The sequence below is a fragment of the Candidatus Magasanikbacteria bacterium RIFOXYB2_FULL_38_10 genome, assembly GCA_001783145.1.
In the GTDB taxonomy this organism is placed as follows: Bacteria; Patescibacteriota; Patescibacteriia; order Magasanikbacterales; family UBA10003; genus GWC2-40-17.
The window spans coordinates 1-20,874 of the sequence record MFQT01000018.1 but is presented as its reverse complement, the minus strand read 5'-3'; the positions used below and the strand labels follow the sequence as shown (position 1 = coordinate 20,874).

The window sequence follows — 20,874 nt, the reverse complement described above, 5'->3', positions numbered from 1 at the left end:
TGAATTATTTTGATCTGCCTCCTCTACGGAAGCGGGAGAGCTAAGGGAACTGTCCAAAACACCCATCAACCAATAATCAAAAATGGTATCGCTACTGGCCGAACTGCTTAACATTATTTTAAATTTGCCATCGCTTTGATCCGCAATCCACCAGAAAGAACCAGGGTTGCCTCTAAAGGTGACAAAAATTTTACTATCTTTTTTAATGGCGATATTGTCAATTTCCACAAAATTTTCTCCACTCTTTATTGTTCCTTCTCCTACTGTGGAATAATTATCGGCCGTATCCTTTTCCATTATCAATTCTTTGGTTTGGACTTTATTAGATCTAACAGATTCGGCCACTAAATTTCCTTCTTCATCTATATACCATTTATTATCTTTGCCTCTTAAAGCCTTAAGATTAAAAATACTAAAACCATTAAAATCCCAATCGGCATTCATTACCAATTGATTATTATTTGTAGAAGAAATGTTTAATTCAGTACTACCGACAGAACTGAATCCCGGGGCTAAGCTACTATTAACTAAAGCCAAAACTTTTCCTTCTTCCCCTTCCAACGGTTCCAGGGCCACACCAATAATCGCCGCTGTTTTACCAGAGCTAATGTCATATTTCATAGCAAAGCCCGGTTTAGAAGCTGTCACCAAATAATCGCCAATTTTGATTGGGCCGTTTTCTGAAACAACCTTAACAGGCACGCGACCGATCATGGCCACTGCCGCGGTGTATTCTGTTTTGCCATTACCCACCACAATAGTCGGGTTGGTGGAAACAACTCCCGCTACGGTTTTTTCGTAAGATGTTTTGCTTAATCGATAAGTATCTGTCAACTCCGTATCCATAATAACTACATCGCCGGATTCTACATTTTCTCCTTCCACAATATCCACTCTTTCGGATAAATCTCCGGGAGTACCCGGGGTGCCCACGGTGTTACTTAAGGCATACAAAGTTCCGGAAGCTCTTACGTCACCATTGGAAGATACGGAAAAAACCTTGGAATTATTGGAGCGTAAAGAAAAAATGTATCTGTCGCTGTTAAAGACGGAAAAATTGGTGGCATCAAAAGTAAAAGCGCGGTTGCCGGAGTAATTGGATGCGGCGCTGGTAAAAACAGTGGAGGTGGAAAAACTTAAGGTATTGGTAGTTCCTCCGGACATACCAAAATCACCATTAAGTAATAAGCCTCCGGCGCCAACGTTCAAGCCGCTGCGCACGTATAAATTATTTCCCACATCCATATTATCATTAACTGTGATATCCGAAGCCGAGACATTGCCAATGTTGCCGCCCGGAGAATCAATACCGGTTAAATCAACAACAGAAAAGTAATCAGTAGCCCCCGGACGCAGGGTGTACAAATATTTACCCGAGACATAAATGGCGCCGGCGGGATTGGACAAACTAACGGAGGTGATTACATAAGGAGAAGCCGGCGTGGTAATATCCATAACTTTTAACGTGCCAACTGTGGCGCCGGCGGTTAAGTAAGCATACCTGCCGGAAACATATAATCCTCCTGCGTTAATTTGAGATGAAGAACCAGCCATGCTTGGACTGGCTGGATTGGAAATATCCTCTACAACAAATCTATCTAAACCATTATTGGAAACTACATAAGCATATCTGCCGGAGACATAAACCGAGGAAACATTGTTTAAATAACCATTATTCTCATTACCAACAATTGTTGGGTTGGTGGGATCAGAAACATCAACGATTGTAAAATATTGAAAAGCCGAAATATAAGCGTACTTACCCACCACATATAAACCTTCCGCTCCGCTTAATTGAGTGGTGTGAGTGACAGAACCCTTAACTACAGGATTTAAAGGATTGGAAATATCAACTATGGTTAATCTCTTGCCGACAGGATTGGTTACATAAGCATATTTGCCGGAGACATAAATAGTCTCGGGATCAGGTAAATAAGTTGCGTCAGATATTTGAGAGACCAAAACCGGAGCCGAGGGATTGGCAACATCAATAATGCAAAGACTGTCATTGCTGGTGTCTCCGGAATAAACATAACGTCCGACCACTTGTATTCTGGCCTCTACACAGTCATTAGAAAAAGAGCCGACTACAAACGGAACATTAGGATTAGTAATATCAATGACAAATAAATAATGGGAGCCGGTATCGCCAACATAGGCATAATGACCGGACACCGCCACGGAATTAGGGTTACTAAAATTAGCATGAGTAATAGAGCTTAAAATACTGGGGGCGCTCTCTACGGTTTGTAAAATTGTTCCGCCGGCCAAATGCAATTTGGCTCCGGGAGTAGAAGTACCCACGCCAATATTGCCGGAAGTGACTAAAAGAGAACCTTGCAGAGTGGTGTTGCCAAAAATGCCAAGAGTGCCGGAAGAGGAGATATTACCGGTTGCGGCATCCACATAAAACTTGCCGGTGTCTAACGGATCTGTCCCACTATAAGTTCCACCTAATCTTATGCCGTTCCAACTGTAAGAAGAGGTGGTATTACTATCACCCATTGTCAACATAATACCACCAGGTTCATCCCCTCCTAAATAAGCCTTTAAATAAGAATTACTTGCCGGGTCTGTAAAACCTAAAAACCCGTCATTATTACTAGCGTCACCATTTAAAATTAAAACACCAGCTCCATTATTACTTAAGTTATTCCCTACAGACAAAAATGTCCCTCCAAAGAAATCTGTTGAAGTAGCAAAACTTAAAAGGCTATTACCTGCGTAATCTTTAATATCAAATAAACTGTTCTCACTATCGGTTCGTCCAGAGGTAATGGTCAGGTTATTAAGTCCAGCTGTAGCATTGCCACCTAGATTTAAAGTAGAAGAAGCATACACCGCCCCATCAAACCAAACCGGGTAGGTAGAGGAAGTCATCAAAGCAGGAGCTCCAAAAGTAGAAGCGAATCTGCCCCAATCATTGGTGCCGCTTCCGGTTGCTCCCAAATCTACAGCCGTGCCGGCAGAAGTGTAGCCATAAAATTTACCATCGCCGGAGTTAAAGTAAAGAGTACCGGCCGCTACATTCGGAGCTGAAGTTAAAGAAGACAGTAAAAGACTGCGCAGAGAGGAGGTGTTGGAAGTGGCGGAAAGAGAACCTTGCAGAGTGGTGTTGCCAAAAATGCCAAGAGTGCCGGAAGCGGAAAGGTTGCCGGAAGAATCTACATAAAACTTGCCTAGATCATTAGAAGAATCCTGCGCAAGGATGAAAGAATTTTTGGAAAGAGTTGAAGAAGTTGTTCCATCACTTAAGGTAGCGGAACCGATTATTTGCTCGTCGCCATTGATACGTATTAGTTGATTATCAAATTCGCCATAAATAAGAGGCGAGGCAGTGTTAGAGTTGGCAATGTAAAGTTTATTAGAGCCGGTCTCATTAAAACCGGCGCTGTACCCCAAGAAGACATTAGCTTGACCGCTGATATTATTACCGCCGGATAATTCCCCAATAAAAGTATTATTATAACCCGTGGTATGAAGTTGACCGGAACTAATTCCTAAAAACGTATTATCATGTCCAGAAATATTTGCCCGACCAGCGTATTTGCCAACAAAAACATTCTGGTAACCTGTCTCGTTATACCGGCCGGAATCATAACCTATAAATGTATTATCATTTCCTGTTGTATTATAAACCCCGGCTTGAAAACCCAAAAAAGTGTTACCCGAACCGCTATTAGCACTTCCTACGGAATTTCCAATAAAAATGTTATTGGAACCGCTGGAACTATGCCCAGCACTTACTCCTATGGCTAAGCTGTTGGATCCTGTTGTTGTAGACAAAAATGTTCCATTATTAATTTTTAATAACCCGGTATAATTTATATTACCAACGACGTCTAAAGCGGATTGTGGCGCAGTAATGCCAATGCCCAAATAACCGCTAATAGTAGAGGTGGCCAAAGTGGAAGTGGCAAAAATTTGTAAAGTACCGGAGGCGGAAATATTACCTGATGAGTTAATTGTCATCAAAGCAGTACCGGCATTATTTTGCCATTCTGTGAGATTGCCTGTTTGGCTGGAATTGGCGCGCAGTACCAGCAACTTATTGGAAGCAGTAGTGCTGTCTAAAAAAACTTTAACCCCGCTTGGCACGGTAGTAGTGCCAAACCCCAACTGACCGGAAGTGGAAGTGGCGGCGTAAAAAGAATTGGAAATCCTAAGATTGCCGGAGGAATCCGTGGCCGGAATATAAGAAGCGTCTCCGCCGGAAGTGGAAGTGGCCAAACCGGAAAGGCGATCGGAGTTAAAGGAGTAAGGCGAGGCTGTAATTCTTTTACGCGGGGTCATTTCCGAATCACAACCAGTATTAGGGCCGGAACAAACGGTTAAACCAAGATACAGAGCGTCGGCATTGAATAAAGTGGCAGGCAAAGCATTAAGACTGTTATCCGTATCACCCAAATTAACGGAAAAAATGCCACTAGTGAGGGTGACGGGCGTAGTTGTCACAGAACCGCAGGAACCTGCTCCGGTATACTGACAAGAACCGCCGGTAGAAGCATCGTAAATGCTAAATTTAAGATAATAAGTTCCGGCTAAATTATTACCGCTGGCATCGGTTAATTTACCTTGAAAAGTTATTTGCTGATTGATTGCTTGGGCTAAATTTTGAGCAGTTAAAACAAAAAAGAAAACAAAAAAGATACCCAAAATTAAAAGACTGGGTTTAAAACTTCCCTGTTTTTTTTCTTTAAGCATCCGGTTCATTATGGCAGGCTTAATTGTTAATGATATTATACCACTTTTTAATCTGCAATTTTAATTTCTTTATCCACAAGATCAAAAACAATTAATTAAGTTTGATAAAAACAGGAGAAAACTGTTATAATGGCTCTATCCTTTAAAAAACCCGACCCCGAATAAAAATTATGTCCAAAAATAAAAGAACCAAAGAAAAGAACAGAAAAGAAAAAAATGCTCCGCAAATTAAACGCAGTTTGTTGGTTATAATACTCCTGATTGTGGCGGGGATTTGTGTCTTAAGCTACTTTAATTTAGGGGGAACAGCAGGAGCATATCTTAATCGGTTTTTAGGAGTCATTTTTGGACAACTGCGACTAACCGTTCCTTTGGTTTTAATCTTAACTGCCTTTTTAGTGGAATTCAGCGGTCCCTACAACGGCAACACACGCCATTTTTGGGGTTTTTTTCTCTTTATTATTAGTTTAACCGGCTTAATTCATCTTTACGAGCCAATAGTTTTATCTTTTTTAGCAGCCAAAGCAGGCCAAGGTGGAGGACTTTTAGGATATATCACAAGCTATTTTTTACAATACGCTTTTGGTTTTTGGGCCACTTTAATAATTTTAATCGGCTTGCTTTTAGCCGCCATAATTCTACTTTTAAACACTACCTTAGCCGCACTGTTGCAAACGCAAAAAAATATCTTGCTCAAATTAGGCACTTTTGGAAAAATAATTATCGGCGTTTTATCTTTATTTGCCAAAAAAAATACTTCCATTCCTTTATACAACCAAGCAGAAAATTTTGTTGAACCGGAATTATCTTTTCAAGCGCAAAAAATTAAAGATTTTAAACCAACTGAAACCAAAACAAACCAGGAAACTAAAATTGAACAGAAAAAAAATGACAATTTAGACGAGATTGACGAAGCATTACTTGATGCTCCTTTAGTTTCTAAAAAGCTGGCCCATAATTTGCCTCCCATCAATCTTTTAACTACGGTAAAATCCCAGCCTTCGGCCGGTGATGTCAAAGCCAATCTTTTTACCATTCAAAAAACTTTTCAAAATTTTAACATCCCGGTAGAAATGGGGGACGTTAAAGTAGGCCCTACTGTCACGCAGTATTCTTTAAAACCGGCTGATGGTATTAAACTTACTCGCATCACTTCTTTAAACGACAATTTGGCTTTGGCCCTAGCCGCCCACCCCATTAGAATTGAAGCCCCTATCCCGGGAAAGTCTTTGGTGGGAGTAGAGGTGCCTAATCAAAAAATTGCCATAGTTTCTCTTAAAGAACTTTTAGAATCAAAGGACTGGCAATTACACCGCGGAACTTTAAAAGTGGTAGTTGGTAAAGATGTTTCCGGACGTCCCTGGTTTACCGATATTTCCACTTTACCGCATTTACTGGTTGCCGGCGCCACCGGATCGGGTAAAACTATTTATCTTAATGCTTTAATTTTAAGTTTGCTTTTTAGCCACACCAGTGAAACTTTGCGTTTTATTTTTGTTGACCCCAAACGCGTGGAACTGCATCTTTACAATGGCATTCCCCATTTGTTAACGCCGGTAATTACCGACACGCAAAAAACCGTTAATGCTTTACGCTGGACTATTGGTGAAATGGAGCGCCGTTTTGAACTTTTATCCAAAGCCGGCAAACGCAACATTAAAGAATACAATGCAATAATGGAAGAAAAAATGCCATACATTGTTTTTGTTATTGATGAATTGGCCGATTTGATGGTTTCTGCCGGCGCGGAAGTGGAAGGATCTATTGTGAGATTGGCCCAAATGGCGCGCGCGGTAGGTATTCACTTAATCTTGGCTACCCAAAGACCCTCCGTAGATATTATTACCGGACTTATTAAAGCCAACTTTCCCGCTCGTATGGCTTTTTCCGTAGCTTCTTTAATGGACTCGCGCACTATTTTGGATACCTCCGGCGCAGAAAAACTTTTAGGTCGCGGCGATATGCTTTGGAGCGCTCCTGATATGAGCAAGCCTCAACGCCTGCAAGGCGCCTATATTTCCGAAGAGGAAATTAAAAAAGTGACGGACTTTCTTAAAAATGAAGACGTGCCTCAGTATATAGATGAAGTGGTAGCCAAGCAACAAGGTATTTTGGCTTTTGGCAATGAAACAAGCGGAGGAGATGAAGATGAACCCCTCTTAGGAGAAGCTAAAGTTGTCTTGCTCCAAGCCGGAAAAGGATCGGCCTCTCTTTTGCAACGCCGTCTTAAGGTTGGTTATGCCCGTGCCGCTCGTTTGCTTGATTTATTAGAGGCGCAAGGTTTTATTGGTCCGGCTGACGGAGCCAAACCACGGGAAATCTTGATTAAAAACCCGGAATCAACTAAGATAGAGGAAGAAAAAACAGAGGAAACCAATGACGATGACGCCGTTCCGGAAGAATTAAATTTTTAATATGGTCACTTTCTCCAGTAAAAAAATAGCCTCAAAACCTTTGGCTGTGCAAATTTTAATTGAAGAAAGAGAAAAAAGGAGTCTTTCCATTGTCTCCGCGTCCAAACAACTTTCCATTTGCCCGTCTTTTGTTGCTAATTTGGAAAAAGGCCTTTATAATAAATTGCCAGGGGAAATCTACATTAAAAATTTCATTAAAAGATACGCTGAATTGTTGGGGCTAAACCCTCAAAAAATTTTAAACGATTACCAAGAGGAAAGAAAAGATTGCCAAAAAAAGGAAAATAATTTTATCCCCGTTTGTCGTTTAAAAAGCTGGCCATTGCTTTGGCGAAAGCTTTTGGCACTTAGCGCTGTTATGATATTGGTTATTTATTTAGGAATAGAAATAAACGGAATTTTTATTGCTCCAGCCTTAGACCTGGAAACACCAACCGAAGGAGAAGTTAGTTTGCAAGAAGCTTTGAGTGTTAAAGGAAAAACTTTGCCGGAACTAACAGTGCAAATTAACGGGGTGGAAACCGTCAGTGACAGTTTGGGAAATTTTTCTGAAGATATCATTTTAAATCCGGGAAGTAACCAAATTATTATTACAGCTGCTAAAAAGCACAGTCGGTCCCAAACTGTAATTAGAAATGTGATTTATCGAGAGAAGAAAGAAGATGTCTCTTTAAAAAAATAATTAAAAAATGTGTATGTCCAAAAAAGTTGTCAACGAAAGATTTGAAGCCGCGGAGGAGGCAATTCGCCAGATAAAAGAACGCTTTGGCGATGGTTCTATTATGCGCTTGGGGGAAGCCAAAAAAATGCAAGTGGAAGCTGTTCCTACCGGCTGTTTATCTTTAGATTTAGCCTTAGGCGTGGGTGGAGTGCCCCGCGGACGCATTATAGAAGTCTTTGGTCCGGAAGCCTCCGGTAAAACCACTTTGGCTTTGCACGTAGTGGCTGAATTGCAAAAAACGGGAGGCACCGCCGCTTTTGTGGATGCCGAACACGCCCTTGATCCGGATTACGCCGGAAAAATTGGCGTCACCACAAAAGACTTGATCATTTCCCAGCCGGATACAGGTGAACAAGCTTTGGAAATTGTAGAAACTTTGGTTCGATCCAATGGTGTGGACGTTATTGTGGTGGACTCGGTAGCGGCACTCGTGCCTAAAGCGGAAATTGAAGGCGATATGGGCGATTCCCACATGGGTCTCCAAGCTAGACTCATGAGCCAGGCCTTGCGTAAACTCACTGCCATCATTAGCAAATCCAACACTGTTTTAATTTTCATCAACCAAACTCGTCAAAAAATTGGAGTCTTCTTCGGCAATCCGGAAACCACCACCGGAGGCACCGCTTTAAAATTTTATTCTTCAGTTAGAATAGAAGTACGCCGCGCCGCCCAAATCAAATTAGGTGAAAAAATTATCGGCAATCGCGTTAAAGTAAAAATTGTCAAAAATAAAGTGGCCGCGCCATTTAGAACTTGCGAATTTGATATCATGTACAACGAAGGTATCTCCATTTCCGGCGATGTTTTAGATTTGGGCGTCTTAGAAAAAGTAATCAATAAATCCGGTAACAGTTACATTTACGGCGATATTAAATTGGGCGTGGGACGTGAAACCGCCAAAGCTTTTTTGAAAAACAATCCCAATTTGATTGCGGAAATAAAAGACAAGGTTTGGGAAGAGGTGGCTAAAAAAGAAAAAGCGGAAATTATAGAAGCTAACGCCGCGGGTAAAAAAGATGAAGAAGACGAAGAACCACCGCTGGAAGAATAAGGGCTTTTGTCAAGCTCTTTCCACATATTCCCCCGTCTCTGTATTTACAATAATTTCTTCGCCCTCTTTGATAAAGAGCGGCACTCTAATTATATGTCCGGTTTCCAACGTAGCCTCTTTGGAAACATTACCGGAAGCAGTATCGCCCTTTACACCCGGCTCTGCTTGAATAATTTTGTAGGCCACCTTGTTGGGTAATTGAATGCTTAACGGGATACTTTCAAATTTAATCACCATCACATCTAACCCTTCTTTTAAAAATTCTTTTTTGCCTTCTAACAAGCTAACGTTAATTTCTAATTGTTCGTAAGTGGAATTGTCCATAAAAGTATACATCTCGCCATTGTTATACAAATATTGCATCTTACGGCGTTCCACTTCTACAATTTCTACTGATTCATTGGATTTAAAGGTTAATTCCATGGTTTTACCGGTTTTGATGCCGCGCAATCTGGTGCGCACAAAAGCCGATCCTTTGCCCGGATTAACATGTTGAAACTCGGTGACTAAATATATTTCACCATTCAAGCGTAAAATTGTCTCTTTAGAAATCTCGTTGATAGAAGCCATAAACATTTTTATTATATTTTTTATAATTTAATTTTTATCAATACATCTCCCTCGCCAAAAACGGCGCCACCTCCGCAATGTCTTTGGAATCTGTTAAAAGCATCACTACTCTATCAACTCCCAAAGCTACTCCGGCACAAGGCGCGATACCTTCTGATAAGGCATTGATAAAATCCTGGTCCATTTCTCTTTCTTCTCCTTTTTCTTTAAATATTTCCGCCTCTTCCTTTTTAAATCTTTCTTCTTGCTCTTCAGCATTTAAAAGTTCCCCATAACCATTGGCCAATTCCATTCCGCTCCAATAAAGTTCAAATCTTTCCGCATACAAGCCATCTTCTTTAACTTTGGCCAAAGCCGCCATTTCTTTAGGATAATCATACAAAAAAACCGGCCTGTTTTCCTTAGCCAATTGCGGTTCGATTTCCGTTAAAAAGATTTTAAAAAACCAATCACTCCAAGTTTCACCTTCATTTATAGTGTAGCCTTTTTCTTTGGCTAGTGAGCGCATTGTATCAAAATTTAAATAATTATTCAAATCAAGGAGCGCATATTTTTGCCACGCCTCGCGCATAGAAATTTTAAGCCACGGGGAAGACAAATGAATTTCTTTTTTTTGATAAATCATCTTTTCTTTGCCTAAAATATCTTTCAGCAACCCCTCCACTCTTTCCATCAATTCTAAATAGGTAATTCCCACTTCATACCATTCTAACAAAGTAAATTCCGGATTATGGGTGGCATTCCAAGGTTCCCGATTGCGGAAACATTTGGACATCTGATAAATTTTAGGAAAGCCACCGGCCAAAATTTTTTTTAAAGATAATTCGGGAGAAGTGATAAGAAAAGACTTAAATTTTTCCCCTTTTTCATTTTGTATTTCCGTTTTAAATAAATCCAAATTAGGCTCGGGATTGCCATAACGCACAGCCAAAGGAGTGTCCATTTCTACAAAATTTGCAGTATCAAAAAAATAACGGATTTTTTTAAAAGTTTCCGCGCGTTTAATTAAATTTTCTTTTAATCTTGGATTGTTTTTTAAATCTTGCCAGCGCATATAAATTTTTCTCCATCATAAAACCCCGGTTGCGCCGGGGTCCTAATTTTTATTCTGGTAAGTAAGGAAGCAGGGACATTTCGCGCGCTCTTTTAATGGCCCGAGCGGCTTTTCTTTGATGCATGGCGCAAAGTCCGCTACGGCGGCGCGGAGCAATCTTCATAAAAGAAGAAATGAAGCGCTTTAAAACAGCCACATTGCGATAGTCAACGTCTTCCACATTATTCAGACAAAAATAGCAAATTTTTTTCTTAACAATTTTCTTTCTCATAATTAAAATGGTATGTCTTCTAATTTAATTTCTTCTTCAGAACCGTTAGAAGGAGCGGCGGCCGGAGTTGCTACTGGAGCAATTGGTTTTGGAGCATAGGCGGCCCCACCTTGACCCTGGTTTTGTCCCTTATCTAACATGATTAAATTTTCGGCAATTATTTCCGTGCGATTTCTTTTAACACCGTCCTGACCAACCCAATCGCGGGTTTTTAAACGGCCTTCCACATAAACTTTTCTGCCTTTAGCCAAATATTGTCCGCAAATTTCCGCTAACTTGCCCCAGGCCACTACGTTGTGGAATTCCACGTCTTCCTGTTTAACTCCGGCATCATTAACCCAAACATTGCTGGTGGCTACGCCCAAACGAGCAACGGTTTTGCCGGTAGCGGTAGTTTTTAATTCTGGATCACGGGTTAAATTCCCAATAATCATGGCTCTATTTAAATTCATACTTGATATTTAATAATTTTAAGCAATTATACAATAAAATTGTCTTGCTGTAAAATTTCATCAATCTTTTTATTGATATCGGCTAAATCCATTTCTTTGTCTTTCTTTTCCGTTTTCTCCGTCTTTTCTACTTTTTCCGCTTTTTCTGTTTTTTCTGCCACAGGGACGTTAGTCTCAACGGGGGTAGCAGTATGAAAAGATCTCTCTACTTTAGCGTGGGTAAAGGGAGTTTTTTCAAAAACAGAAGTAATGGGAGTAGCTTGAAGAGGCACAACCACATTTTTCTTTAAAGTTAACATAAAACGAGCAACCTCTGTATCTAAAGTTAAATTTTTTTTAACCGCATCTACCTGATTTTGCTCTAAAGAAAAGAAAATATTAGACAAATAACCTGTCTTGTTTTGATCAATAGCATAAGCTAATTTTTGTCGACCTAAATCCGAAGAAATTAAAGATTGCGCTCCCAAAGAAGACAAAAAATCTTTGATTTTGCCCACTTTGACAGGCACTTCTGTTTCTGACAGATTGTGGGATAAAATTAAAAATAAATCGTAATTTTGCATAAATTAAATAAAATCTCCTTGTCTTGAGGATTCTTTAAGCCCTCAAAGGTTATTTTTTAAGTGAGATCACTATAACATAGAGCTAAAATTTTGGCAAGTCCTGAGATTTCCTGCTATAATACAGTTATATGTTTGATCAAAAAGCAATTAAAAATTTAATTAAAGAAACGGGACTGCTAGAAGCAACCGTTTTATCCAAAGCGGTCAGTGAGGCGGACAAAAAACATCAGACTTTAGAAGAATACTTGGTGGGGGCCAATTTAGTGGATGAAGAAAAACTTTACGAGGCCATTGGCAGTTACCTAAAAGTGCCTTTTATTAATCTTAAAAATTACGAGATCAAAAAAAATCTTCTTTTTCTTATCCCCAGTGCTTTGGCTATTTCCCATCAAATTGTGGCCTTTGCCAAAGAAGGGAATGAATTAAAAGTAGCTATGCAAGATCCTCTGGATCTGCAAACGATTGAATTTATCTCTAGAAAAACCAGCTCCGTTCTTAAACCCTATCTCACTTCCCCCAGTTCTCTAAAAGATGTTTTTAAAAAATATCACGCCACTTTGGAATCTGAACTGACTATTGCCAAACCGGGAGCAGAAGGAGAAAATACCGCTCAACTTAAAAAAATAGCGGAAGACTTACCTATTATCAATATTGTCAATAGCATTTTGGAACACGCGGTTTACGAAGGCGCCTCGGATATTCACATAGAGCCGTTGGAAAAAGAAGTGACGGTGCGTTATCGCGTAGATGGAGTTTTGCGTCCCATCATGACCTTGCCCAAACAGGTGCAATCCGGCATTATTGCCAGAATTAAAATTCTGGCCAACCTTAAAATTGATGAACACATGTTGCCGCAAGACGGGCGCATTAAACTGGTTTTGCAAGATGAAAATTTTTCCCTGCGCGTCTCCATTATGCCGGTTTACGATGGAGAAAAAATCGTCATGAGAATTCTGCACGAGGGATCTAAGCCTTTAACTTTAGACCAATTGGGCTTTTTACCCGAGGATAAAGAAAAGATAGAAAAAAATATTGAAATGCCCCATGGCATAATTTTAGTCACCGGGCCTACTGGTTCTGGAAAAACAACCACTCTTTATTCAATTTTAAACATGCTTAACAAATCCGGGGTAAACATTTCCACCATTGAAGATCCTATTGAATACCATGTCGGCGGTGTTAATCAAAGCCAAATTAACCCCCGCGTGGGCTATACCTTTGCTTCGGGTTTGCGCGCTTTTTTACGCCAAGATCCTGATATTATTATGGTGGGAGAAATTCGTGATGCCGAAACGGCGGAAATTGCCATTCACGCGGCTATGACCGGGCATATTGTTTTGTCCACTCTTCATACCAATGATGCTCCTACCACGATTCCGCGTCTTTTAGATATGGGCATCCCCTCTTTCTTAATAGCCTTTACTGCCAATATCATTGTAGCCCAGCGTCTAGTACGCAAAATCTGCCCGGACTGCAAACAAGAATTTAAATTAACGGCTGAAAATATAAAAGATTTGGAAAATATAATGGATGCCAAAAAAATGCTGGACTTATTTAAGAAAAATGATTGTTTAAAAACCGGCGAACAAAAATTAAACAGCTGGACTTTTTATCGCGGCGCCGGTTGCCACAAATGCAACAACGAGGGATATAAAGGACGCGTGGGTATTTATGAAATTCTAGTGATTAATAAAAAAATTGCGGAGATGATTAACAAAAAGTCTACGGTGGAAGAAATTAAAAAAGCCGCCGTAGAGGACGGTTTTATCACTATGTTAGAAGATGGCATTATCAAAGCAAAAAAAGGAATCACTACCATAGAAGAAGTTTTGTCCGCCACCAAAGAATAAACAGTTTTTTATATTTTTATGGCCTCAACCCCTCAAAAATCCTGGCTTAAAGAACTAAGATTCAAACTGGAAACGATTAAATTTTCCCAAAAGATTTTTTTATTTGAAAATTTGCGGGTAATGATTAAGGCCGGCCTTTCCATTGTAGAAGCCTTAAAAATTGTCACAGCTCAATCAAGCAGTGAAAAATTGCGCTACTTTTTAAACCAAATCAGCCAGGATGTGGAAAAAGGTCAATCTCTTTCGGAAACTTTAGAAAAATTCCCCCAACTTTTTCCGCCAATTTACGTAAAAATGATCGCTGCCGGAGAAATTTCCGGCAAACTTGATGAAAGTTTGGCGCAGGCAGTGGAACAAATGAAAAAAACTTACGCCATGACCTCTAAAATTAGAGGGGCAATGGTTTACCCGCTTGTAATTTTGATAGCTATTTTGGGAATTGGGACGGAAATGATAGTTTTTGTTTTGCCTAAAATTCTTACCATTTTTGTAGAAATGAATGTTCCTTTGCCTTTGCCCACTCGCGTCTTAATTGGTACAAGCAATTTTTTGCTTCACTACGGACTTTTAGTTTTAATTGCTTTGGCGGGTTTGACTGTCTTATTCTTGCGTTTAAAAAAGAAGCCCCAATTTTCCCGAGGGCTGGATAATTTAATCTTGCATTTGCCCATTTTTGGCAATATTGCCAAACAAATTAACCTGGCGCGCTTCTCTTTAACCCTTAGCTCTCTTTTAAAAAGCGCTATTCCCATTATTGATGCTTTAAATATTACAGCCGATGTTTTGGGAAATATGCTTTATAAAGAAGCTTTGCGCCAAACGGCGCAGGAAATAAAGACGGGAAAAATGATCTCGGAAATTTTGGCTAATTATCCCAAAATTTTTCCTCCTTTAGTGACGCAAATGATTATGGTGGGAGAAAAATCCGGAACCGTAGAAAATCTTTTAAACGAAATATCTCTTTACTATAATGATGAAGTGGATCAAATTCTTAAAAACATCTCCACCATTATTGAACCTCTAATCATTATAATTTTAGGCATTGCGGTGGGCGGATTGGCCGTAGCGGTAATCATGCCTATGTATTCTTTATCACAAGCCATTTAAAAAGACGACCACACTATGATTTTTAATCCTTTTAAACAAGCCTTTGGGTTGGATTTGGGAGATCGGTCTATAAAAATAATTCAATTAAAAGAACGCGGAATCGCGCGCGGATCTTTTAAATATGAGCTGGCCCACGCGTCTTCTTTTGATCTGCCGGAAGGATTAATAGTTAATGGAGAAATTTTAAAACCGGAAGAAATCATCCGCCTTCTTAAAGAACATTTATCCAAAAAGGGGGTCAAACTAAACACAATACCCTGGACTGTCACCTGCTTACCGGAAACAAAAACCTACGTCCAGCTTATTAATATTCACTTAACAGAGCCTAAGGACAAAGTTGCAGAAAATGAAGTCCGGGCGGCTATCCCCTCTTACCTGCCCTATGAACCAAACGAAATTTATTTAGATTGGCAAGAAATAGATGAAGAATCGGATCACTTGGATCACTCCATACTTTTAGCCGCCGCCCCTAAAAAAATAGTTGACCCTTACACTTATCTTTTAAATATCGCCGGGCTGATTCCCTTGGCTTTTGAAGTAGAGGCCTTGCCCATTACTCGCGCCATCATCAACAGACAAAAAGATCTATCCATGCAATCACGTGGTATTTTAGACTTAGGCGCTACCCGTTCCAGCTTTATTATTTTTGATCATGGCACAATTCAATTTTCTCTATCTTTGCCTATTTCCGGTATTCAAATTACCGAAAAGATCCAAAAAGCCCTGTCTTTAGAATTTGCCGAGGCGGAAAAACTTAAAAAAGAATGCGGCTTGCAAAAAGATAAATGCGGGGAAAAATTGCATCAAGCTTTAGAAGAAATACTCCTTGATTTGACGGAAAAAATTTCCCAGGCCATTCAATTTTATAAAATTCATTTTCCGGAAAAAAATCATCTCACCGGCATCAGACTTTGCGGCGGTGGCTCTAATTTGCCGGCTTTGGAAAATTTTCTTTCCGCCAAATTAAAAATAAAAATCCGCAAAGCTAATCCCTGGGTTAACATTTATGCTAAAGGACAGGAGCCCATGACGCAAGAAGAATCCCTTTCCTATACCACGGCCATTGGTCTGGCTCTAAGAGCAATAGAAATGCCCATCATTTTATAAGCGGAGCTTAAAATTATGAAAACCACTTTAAATTTAATTCCTCCGGAAAAAAGAAAAATTCTTTACAATATCTATTTATTATTTTTCTTTAAAATTATTGCCGAATTGTTGCTACTTTACAGCGCCATTATCGGAAGTTTTTTAATTTGGGCCAAAATAGTTTTAAATGACAATTTGGAAAAACTTCAACAAACCACCTTTTCTATGGAAGCAGAAAACAAATCCATTAATAATCAAGTAATGAACATCAATCAAATTCTTAAAAAGGCCAATTTAGCCAATCTTGCTTATAATGATTGGTCTGTTTATCTGGTTAAATTATCCAATATTAAAAATGACGGAATTAGTCTTTCCGGTGTGGATTTACAAAAAAAAGGCCAAACTATCATTCTACAAGGAAAAGCTTTGAGTCGACAAAACTTGCTGGATTATCAAAAAAATTTAGAAATAGCCGCAGTGGTTAAAAATCCGCAAATACCCATTACTGTTTTAACAGCCAAAGAAAATATTGATTTTGAAATTAAAGGGGAAATGATTTTAAAGTAAAAATATGTTTAATTTGCAAGAAAAAAAATTCATTTATCTCATTGGCGGAACCTTTTTAATTTTTGTAATCATTGCTTTTCTGATTATTCTTCCTCAATATCAAAGCATTAAACAAATTAACAAACAGATAGTTGATTTGCGAACGGAATTGGAAGCTAAATATGAAAGAGCCAAACAATTTCATCGTTCTCAAACTCATCTTTCAGAAGCCAAAAAAATAGCCGATGATTTAAACAAAAAAATTCTTAAAAAAAATCAGGAGATAAATTTTATCACCCTTCTGGAAAATAAATCCGATTCTTTGCAATTAAAACAAAACCTTAATTTATCAACCAACTACAATAAAATATCCGAAAATTTTTATACTCTGGATTTAGACATTACAGTTATTGGCACCTACCCCAATATTTTAGAATATCTTGATTTCCTGCAAAAAAACACTTATTTTCTTACCATCAATCAGTTAACTTTCAGCAAAGGCGCGCCAACTTCTTTTAATTTATCATCTTTAATCAAAACCACCTCAACTCCAATCACTTTAGGTATTAAAACAAGTATTTATGTGGAAGAATAAAATATTTTCCCAAAAAATATCCAAATTTGAATTAAGCTTACATCTGGGTTTTTACATTTTAGCAGCTATTTTATCCGCTTCCTTTATTATTTTTGTTTTCTTTTTGTACCAAAAATTCTATTTAACCTTGACACAAGCCGAGGAAATCATTATCTTAAAGTCACAGCTGGCCGTAGATAATCTTAATTTAGACCTACTACAAAAAGTTCAAAAATTTGAAGAACGAAAAACTACCTCCGTCTTAAATATTAAGGATTTAAAAAATCCCTTTGCTAATTAAATGCTCTATTTATTTATTCTGGGACGAGAGCCTCTTCTTTCTTTGGCGGAAATAAACTCGGTTCTTAAAAAGGAAAAAATCAATTTTTCTTTAAAGGCGTGGGCTACGCCTTTTTGCGTTATTGAGTCCGAATCCATTTTAGACGTGCCTTTTTTAATGCAAGAACTGGGGGGAACAATTAAAATTAGCCTGGTATTTAATCAAATAGAAACTACTCCCGAAATGTCTTCAGAAAAATTAGCCGAGGCCATCAAAGAAAAAACCCTTCCTCTTTTAAAAGAAAAAGGAGCGGGAAATAAAAAAGTATTTTTTGGCTTAAGTTTTTATAACCACCGGACAATTAAAAAAAACCCCAGTAAATTTCTAAAAAATTTAGGATTGGAAATTAAAAATACTCTGGAAAAAAATGGCATAAAATCTCGCCTGGTCACCTCCAACGAGGATAATCTTTCTTCCGTAACCGTAAAAATGAATAAATTGTTAAGCCCGCGCGGCGCGGAAATAATACTTGCTGACGATGAAAAAAATATTTGGCTGGCGGAAACCAAGGCAGTCCAACCTTTTGATAAATTCAGCGAACGTGATTTTGGCCGTCCCGGCCGAGATGTCTTTTCCGGAATGTTGCCGCCCAAACTGGCTAAAATAATGATTAACTTGGCAGAAACTATTAAAACCGCTAAACTGCTAGATCCTTTTTGTGGTTCAGGCACCATTCTTACCGAAGCCGGATTAATGAATTACAAAAATCTTTTTGGCAGTGATAATAGTCCGAAAGCCATAACCGATACGGAAAAAAATTTGGCCTGGGGCGGCGGACGGGCGGAGATAAAAGTTTGCGACGCACAAAAATTAAGTGAGTGTTTTCAACAAAAATTTGAAGCTATCATTACCGAACCTTTTTTAGGTCCTCCATTAAGAGGCGGGGAAAATAAAGACCAATTACTGCAAACGAGAAAACAATTAACCGATCTATACTCTTCATCTTTAAAAGAGTTTCACAAAATCTTAACTGACGGAGGAACAGTTGTGATGATTTGGCCGATAATCGGAGAAGTGAATTTGCCACTAAAAGAAAAGCTTAAGGGTATAGGTTGGCAAATTATTCCCCTCTTAGAAAAAACAGCATTCACGGAAGAACAAAAGACAATATCATACTTTCGGCCGGAACAAAAAGTTAAAAGAGAGATCGTAAAATTAAAAAAACTCCCATCTTAATAGATGGGAGTTTTTTACCTTAAACCCCTACATGAAAAAAACAAACATCGCCATCCTGCATTACATAATCTTTGCCTTCCAAGCGCATTTTTCCGCTTTCTTTTATTTTGGCCCAGCCGCCACATTCCAAAAAATCCTTCCAATTAACAATTTCACCGCGGATAAAACTTTTTTCAAAATCACTATGAATAACCCCGGCGGCTTGCGGAGCTTTAGCTCCTTTTTTAACCGTCCAAGCTCTTGTTTCCTGCGGTCCGGAGGTTAAAAAAGTAATCAAATCCAATAACTGATACCCAGCCAAAATTAATTTATCCAGTCCTGTTTGTTTTAATCCCAAAGAATCCATATATTCTTTGGCCTCATCCGGATTTAAATCCGCCAGCTCCGCCTCCAATTTGGCCGAAATTTCTATGATTGGTCCGTCAAAATTTAAAGTCAAAGTTTGTTCTTTTTGTTTTTCCGGCTCATCAACATTTAAAACCGCAATCATCGGCTTTAAAGTTAAAAAACTAAATGATTTAACGCTTTTTTTCTCATCATCAGTTAAAGATAAGTTTCTTAAAGCCTTTCCTTCTTCCAAAAATTTAATAATTCTCTCAAAGAGACTGATTTCTTGATCCAAAATTAAATTACTCCCGGACTTGGCCTTACTTTTTAATTCACTCATATGCTTTTTTGCAGTTTCCAAATCAGCTAAGGCCAATTCCAAACCAATAATTTCCAAATCATCGTTAGGACTAACTCGACTGTGAACGTGAATTATATCCGGATCGCTAAAACCGCGCACCACCTGGACAATGGCCGCAACCTCTCTAATGTGAGACAAAAATTTATTACCCAATCCCTCGCCTTTACTGGCGCCTTTAACTAACCCGGCAATATCTACAAACTCAATCGTAGTAGGAACAACTTTTACTGACTCAGAAATTTTAGCCAAAGGTTTTAAACGTTCGTCCGGAACTTCCACAATCCCTACATTAGGATCAATAGTAGCAAAAGGATAATTGGCAATTAAAGCTTGTTTTTTAGTTAAAGCCTTAAATAAAGTAGATTTACCAACATTGGGCAACCCAACAATTCCAATAGAAAATGACATATATTTTTATCCAGAATAACAAGTTAATTAACTTTTGGCAACATGTTAACTAAACAAACAGTTGACAAAAACACCGATTTTGCTAGGATAACCTTAGCTATTTAACAAAGGAAAAAAATTGAAAGATGAAAGTATTCTCTTTCTGGCTGATCTTGACGGGACTATCCTAGGAGGAGATCACCGCATTCTTGAACCAACACACAAAGCCATTTTGAATCTTCAGGATTTGGGTATTCTTTTTTCCGTAGCCACTGGTCGAAGCTCTACCTGCATTGAACAATGCGCTTTACCTGTTAATTGTCCGGGCGTGTTTGACAATGGCGGGGCCATTTGTCAGTCCGATGGCAAAATTATTTCTTGTTTTGCTTTTTCCAGGCAAGAACTAAAAATGTTGCGTTCTCTCATAAAAAGAAACCGCCACAATATTACTTACGCCTTTTCTTCCTCAAGTTTTAGTTCTGGCTACACGATGCTTTTTCTTAATGAAAAAAATCCCCAAGCAATCCTTAAGTGGTTTGGGATTTCTATTGGCCGCGTAGCCCCAGATGAAACAAATTTTTTAAAGGAGATGGAACAAGGATCCCACCGTCTTTCCCTAGTTGGCGATATAAAAGATATTCCACCGGAATTAAACCACACCACCAATGACAGTTCCGGCGTGCACTTCCACGAATTCACTCGTCGCGGAGTAAATAAAGGTAAAGGAGTGGAAATTCTGGCAAAATATCTGGGTATACCAAGACGCAGAGTAATAATTGCCGGCAACGACGTCAATGATCTTTCCATGTTCCAACTTAATTTTGGTGTCCGAATCGCTGTTGGGCCCAACTGCCCAGAAGAAATCCAGCGTCGAGCCACACATTATGTAGAAACTATGGAGGAATTGCCTCTTATTTTAAGGGGTCTGGCGGCAAAATTGCGCCGCTAAAAAACCTGCTCGAGCTTTCAACCGCTCGAGCTTTTTAATTACCAAAAAAACAAAAAAAGGACTTTGCAACAGCAAAATCCTCTTGTGGTGGACCCTAGGGGGATCGAACCCCTCACCTCTTCCATGCCATGGAAGCGCTCTACCAAATGAGCTAAGGGCCCATCCATTTCGTAAAATAATTATAACAAACTCCAAAAATAAATCAAGAGGGTATAAAAAACCATTTTACAGATAAAGATTACTTAGGGTTTAACCGCTTTTATCAAAGAATCATCTTTTGCAGTGATGTCAGAGCCGCTGGCATAAGCGGATAAATCTGTAGCAGTGATAGCAGAGGTGGTTTGTAGATTGTTGGCTTCTAAACCTGGGGC

The 20,874-nt window shown here is 39.0% G+C and carries 18 protein-coding genes and 1 tRNA gene; 11 read left to right on the top strand and 8 right to left on the bottom strand.

Features of this window, described 5'->3' with window-relative positions; all coding sequences use genetic code 11:
- Positions 1 to 4,704: hypothetical protein (locus A2294_03990; protein OGH85119.1), on the bottom strand; the 4,704-nt coding region annotated here is incomplete at its 3' end.
- A gap of 170 nt (positions 4,705 to 4,874) precedes the next feature.
- On the opposite strand from A2294_03990, the gene A2294_03985 reads away from it, so the two are divergent.
- From A2294_03985 to A2294_03975, 3 genes are read left to right on the top strand one after another with little or no spacing between them, the layout of a single operon-like run.
- The gene (locus A2294_03985; GenBank protein OGH85118.1) at positions 4,875 to 7,118 is read left to right on the top strand and encodes a hypothetical protein; all 2,244 of its coding nucleotides are present in this window, start codon (positions 4,875 to 4,877) and stop codon (positions 7,116 to 7,118) included.
- 1 nt (position 7,119) lies between these two features.
- The gene (locus A2294_03980) at positions 7,120 to 7,800 is read left to right on the top strand and encodes a hypothetical protein (protein ID OGH85117.1); all 681 of its coding nucleotides are present in this window, start codon (positions 7,120 to 7,122) and stop codon (positions 7,798 to 7,800) included.
- 13 nt (positions 7,801 to 7,813) lie between these two features.
- Positions 7,814 to 8,890, top strand: a complete 1,077-nt coding sequence (locus A2294_03975) for a recombinase RecA (GenBank protein ID OGH85116.1) — start codon at positions 7,814 to 7,816, stop codon at positions 8,888 to 8,890.
- A gap of 9 nt (positions 8,891 to 8,899) precedes the next feature.
- Here A2294_03975 and A2294_03970 read toward each other — a convergent pair whose 3' ends face one another.
- From A2294_03970 to A2294_03950, 5 genes are read right to left on the bottom strand one after another with little or no spacing between them, the layout of a single operon-like run.
- Positions 8,900 to 9,460 carry an elongation factor P gene (locus A2294_03970; GenBank protein ID OGH85120.1) on the bottom strand — a complete coding sequence of 187 codons (561 nt, stop codon included), beginning with the start codon at positions 9,458 to 9,460 and terminating at the stop codon, positions 8,900 to 8,902.
- A 37-nt stretch (positions 9,461 to 9,497) separates the two neighbouring features.
- A complete protein-coding gene (locus A2294_03965) occupies positions 9,498 to 10,514 on the bottom strand; it encodes an EF-P lysine aminoacylase GenX (protein OGH85115.1) in 1,017 nt (338 codons plus the stop codon).
- Between the two features lie 49 nt (positions 10,515 to 10,563).
- Complete coding sequence (locus A2294_03960; GenBank protein ID OGH85114.1) at positions 10,564 to 10,785, bottom strand: 30S ribosomal protein S18; 222 nt, start codon at positions 10,783 to 10,785, stop codon at positions 10,564 to 10,566.
- Between the two features lie 2 nt (positions 10,786 to 10,787).
- Positions 10,788 to 11,246 (bottom strand): hypothetical protein, encoded by a 459-nt coding sequence (locus A2294_03955; GenBank protein ID OGH85113.1) that lies wholly within the window; start codon positions 11,244 to 11,246, stop codon positions 10,788 to 10,790.
- A 17-nt stretch (positions 11,247 to 11,263) separates the two neighbouring features.
- Positions 11,264 to 11,800 (bottom strand): 30S ribosomal protein S6, encoded by a 537-nt coding sequence (locus A2294_03950; GenBank protein ID OGH85112.1) that lies wholly within the window; start codon positions 11,798 to 11,800, stop codon positions 11,264 to 11,266.
- A 128-nt stretch (positions 11,801 to 11,928) separates the two neighbouring features.
- Here A2294_03950 and A2294_03945 point away from each other — a divergent pair, with 128 nt between their 5' ends.
- Genes A2294_03945 through A2294_03915 form a run of 7 tightly spaced genes read left to right on the top strand, consistent with a single transcriptional unit; the run spans position 11,929 to position 18,479 of the window.
- Positions 11,929 to 13,650, top strand: a complete 1,722-nt coding sequence (locus A2294_03945) for a hypothetical protein (GenBank protein OGH85111.1) — start codon at positions 11,929 to 11,931, stop codon at positions 13,648 to 13,650.
- A gap of 18 nt (positions 13,651 to 13,668) precedes the next feature.
- Positions 13,669 to 14,757 carry a hypothetical protein gene (locus A2294_03940; GenBank protein ID OGH85110.1) on the top strand — a complete coding sequence of 363 codons (1,089 nt, stop codon included), beginning with the start codon at positions 13,669 to 13,671 and terminating at the stop codon, positions 14,755 to 14,757.
- Between the two features lie 15 nt (positions 14,758 to 14,772).
- Positions 14,773 to 15,864 carry a hypothetical protein gene (locus A2294_03935; GenBank protein OGH85109.1) on the top strand — a complete coding sequence of 364 codons (1,092 nt, stop codon included), beginning with the start codon at positions 14,773 to 14,775 and terminating at the stop codon, positions 15,862 to 15,864.
- 15 nt (positions 15,865 to 15,879) lie between these two features.
- Entirely contained in the window at positions 15,880 to 16,410 is a 531-nt protein-coding gene (locus A2294_03930) for a hypothetical protein (GenBank protein OGH85108.1), read from the top strand.
- Positions 16,411 to 16,414: 4 nt separating this feature from the next.
- Entirely contained in the window at positions 16,415 to 16,984 is a 570-nt protein-coding gene (locus A2294_03925) for a hypothetical protein (protein ID OGH85107.1), read from the top strand.
- A complete protein-coding gene (locus tag A2294_03920; protein OGH85106.1) occupies positions 16,971 to 17,264 on the top strand; it encodes a hypothetical protein in 294 nt (97 codons plus the stop codon). The genes A2294_03925 and A2294_03920 overlap by 14 nt, the downstream gene beginning before the upstream one ends.
- Complete coding sequence (locus A2294_03915) at positions 17,265 to 18,479, top strand: hypothetical protein (GenBank protein OGH85105.1); 1,215 nt, start codon at positions 17,265 to 17,267, stop codon at positions 18,477 to 18,479.
- 19 nt (positions 18,480 to 18,498) lie between these two features.
- On the opposite strand, the gene A2294_03910 is transcribed toward A2294_03915, so the two are convergent.
- On the bottom strand, positions 18,499 to 19,575 hold the full coding sequence (locus tag A2294_03910) for a redox-regulated ATPase YchF (GenBank protein OGH85104.1): 1,077 nt from the start codon (positions 19,573 to 19,575) through the stop codon (positions 18,499 to 18,501).
- 118 nt (positions 19,576 to 19,693) lie between these two features.
- Here A2294_03910 and A2294_03905 point away from each other — a divergent pair, with 118 nt between their 5' ends.
- Positions 19,694 to 20,503 carry a hypothetical protein gene (locus A2294_03905; GenBank protein ID OGH85103.1) on the top strand — a complete coding sequence of 270 codons (810 nt, stop codon included), beginning with the start codon at positions 19,694 to 19,696 and terminating at the stop codon, positions 20,501 to 20,503.
- Positions 20,504 to 20,588: 85 nt separating this feature from the next.
- On the opposite strand, the gene A2294_03900 is transcribed toward A2294_03905, so the two are convergent.
- Positions 20,589 to 20,664: transfer RNA gene (locus A2294_03900), tRNA-Ala, on the bottom strand.
- Positions 20,665 to 20,874 lie beyond the last annotated feature (210 nt).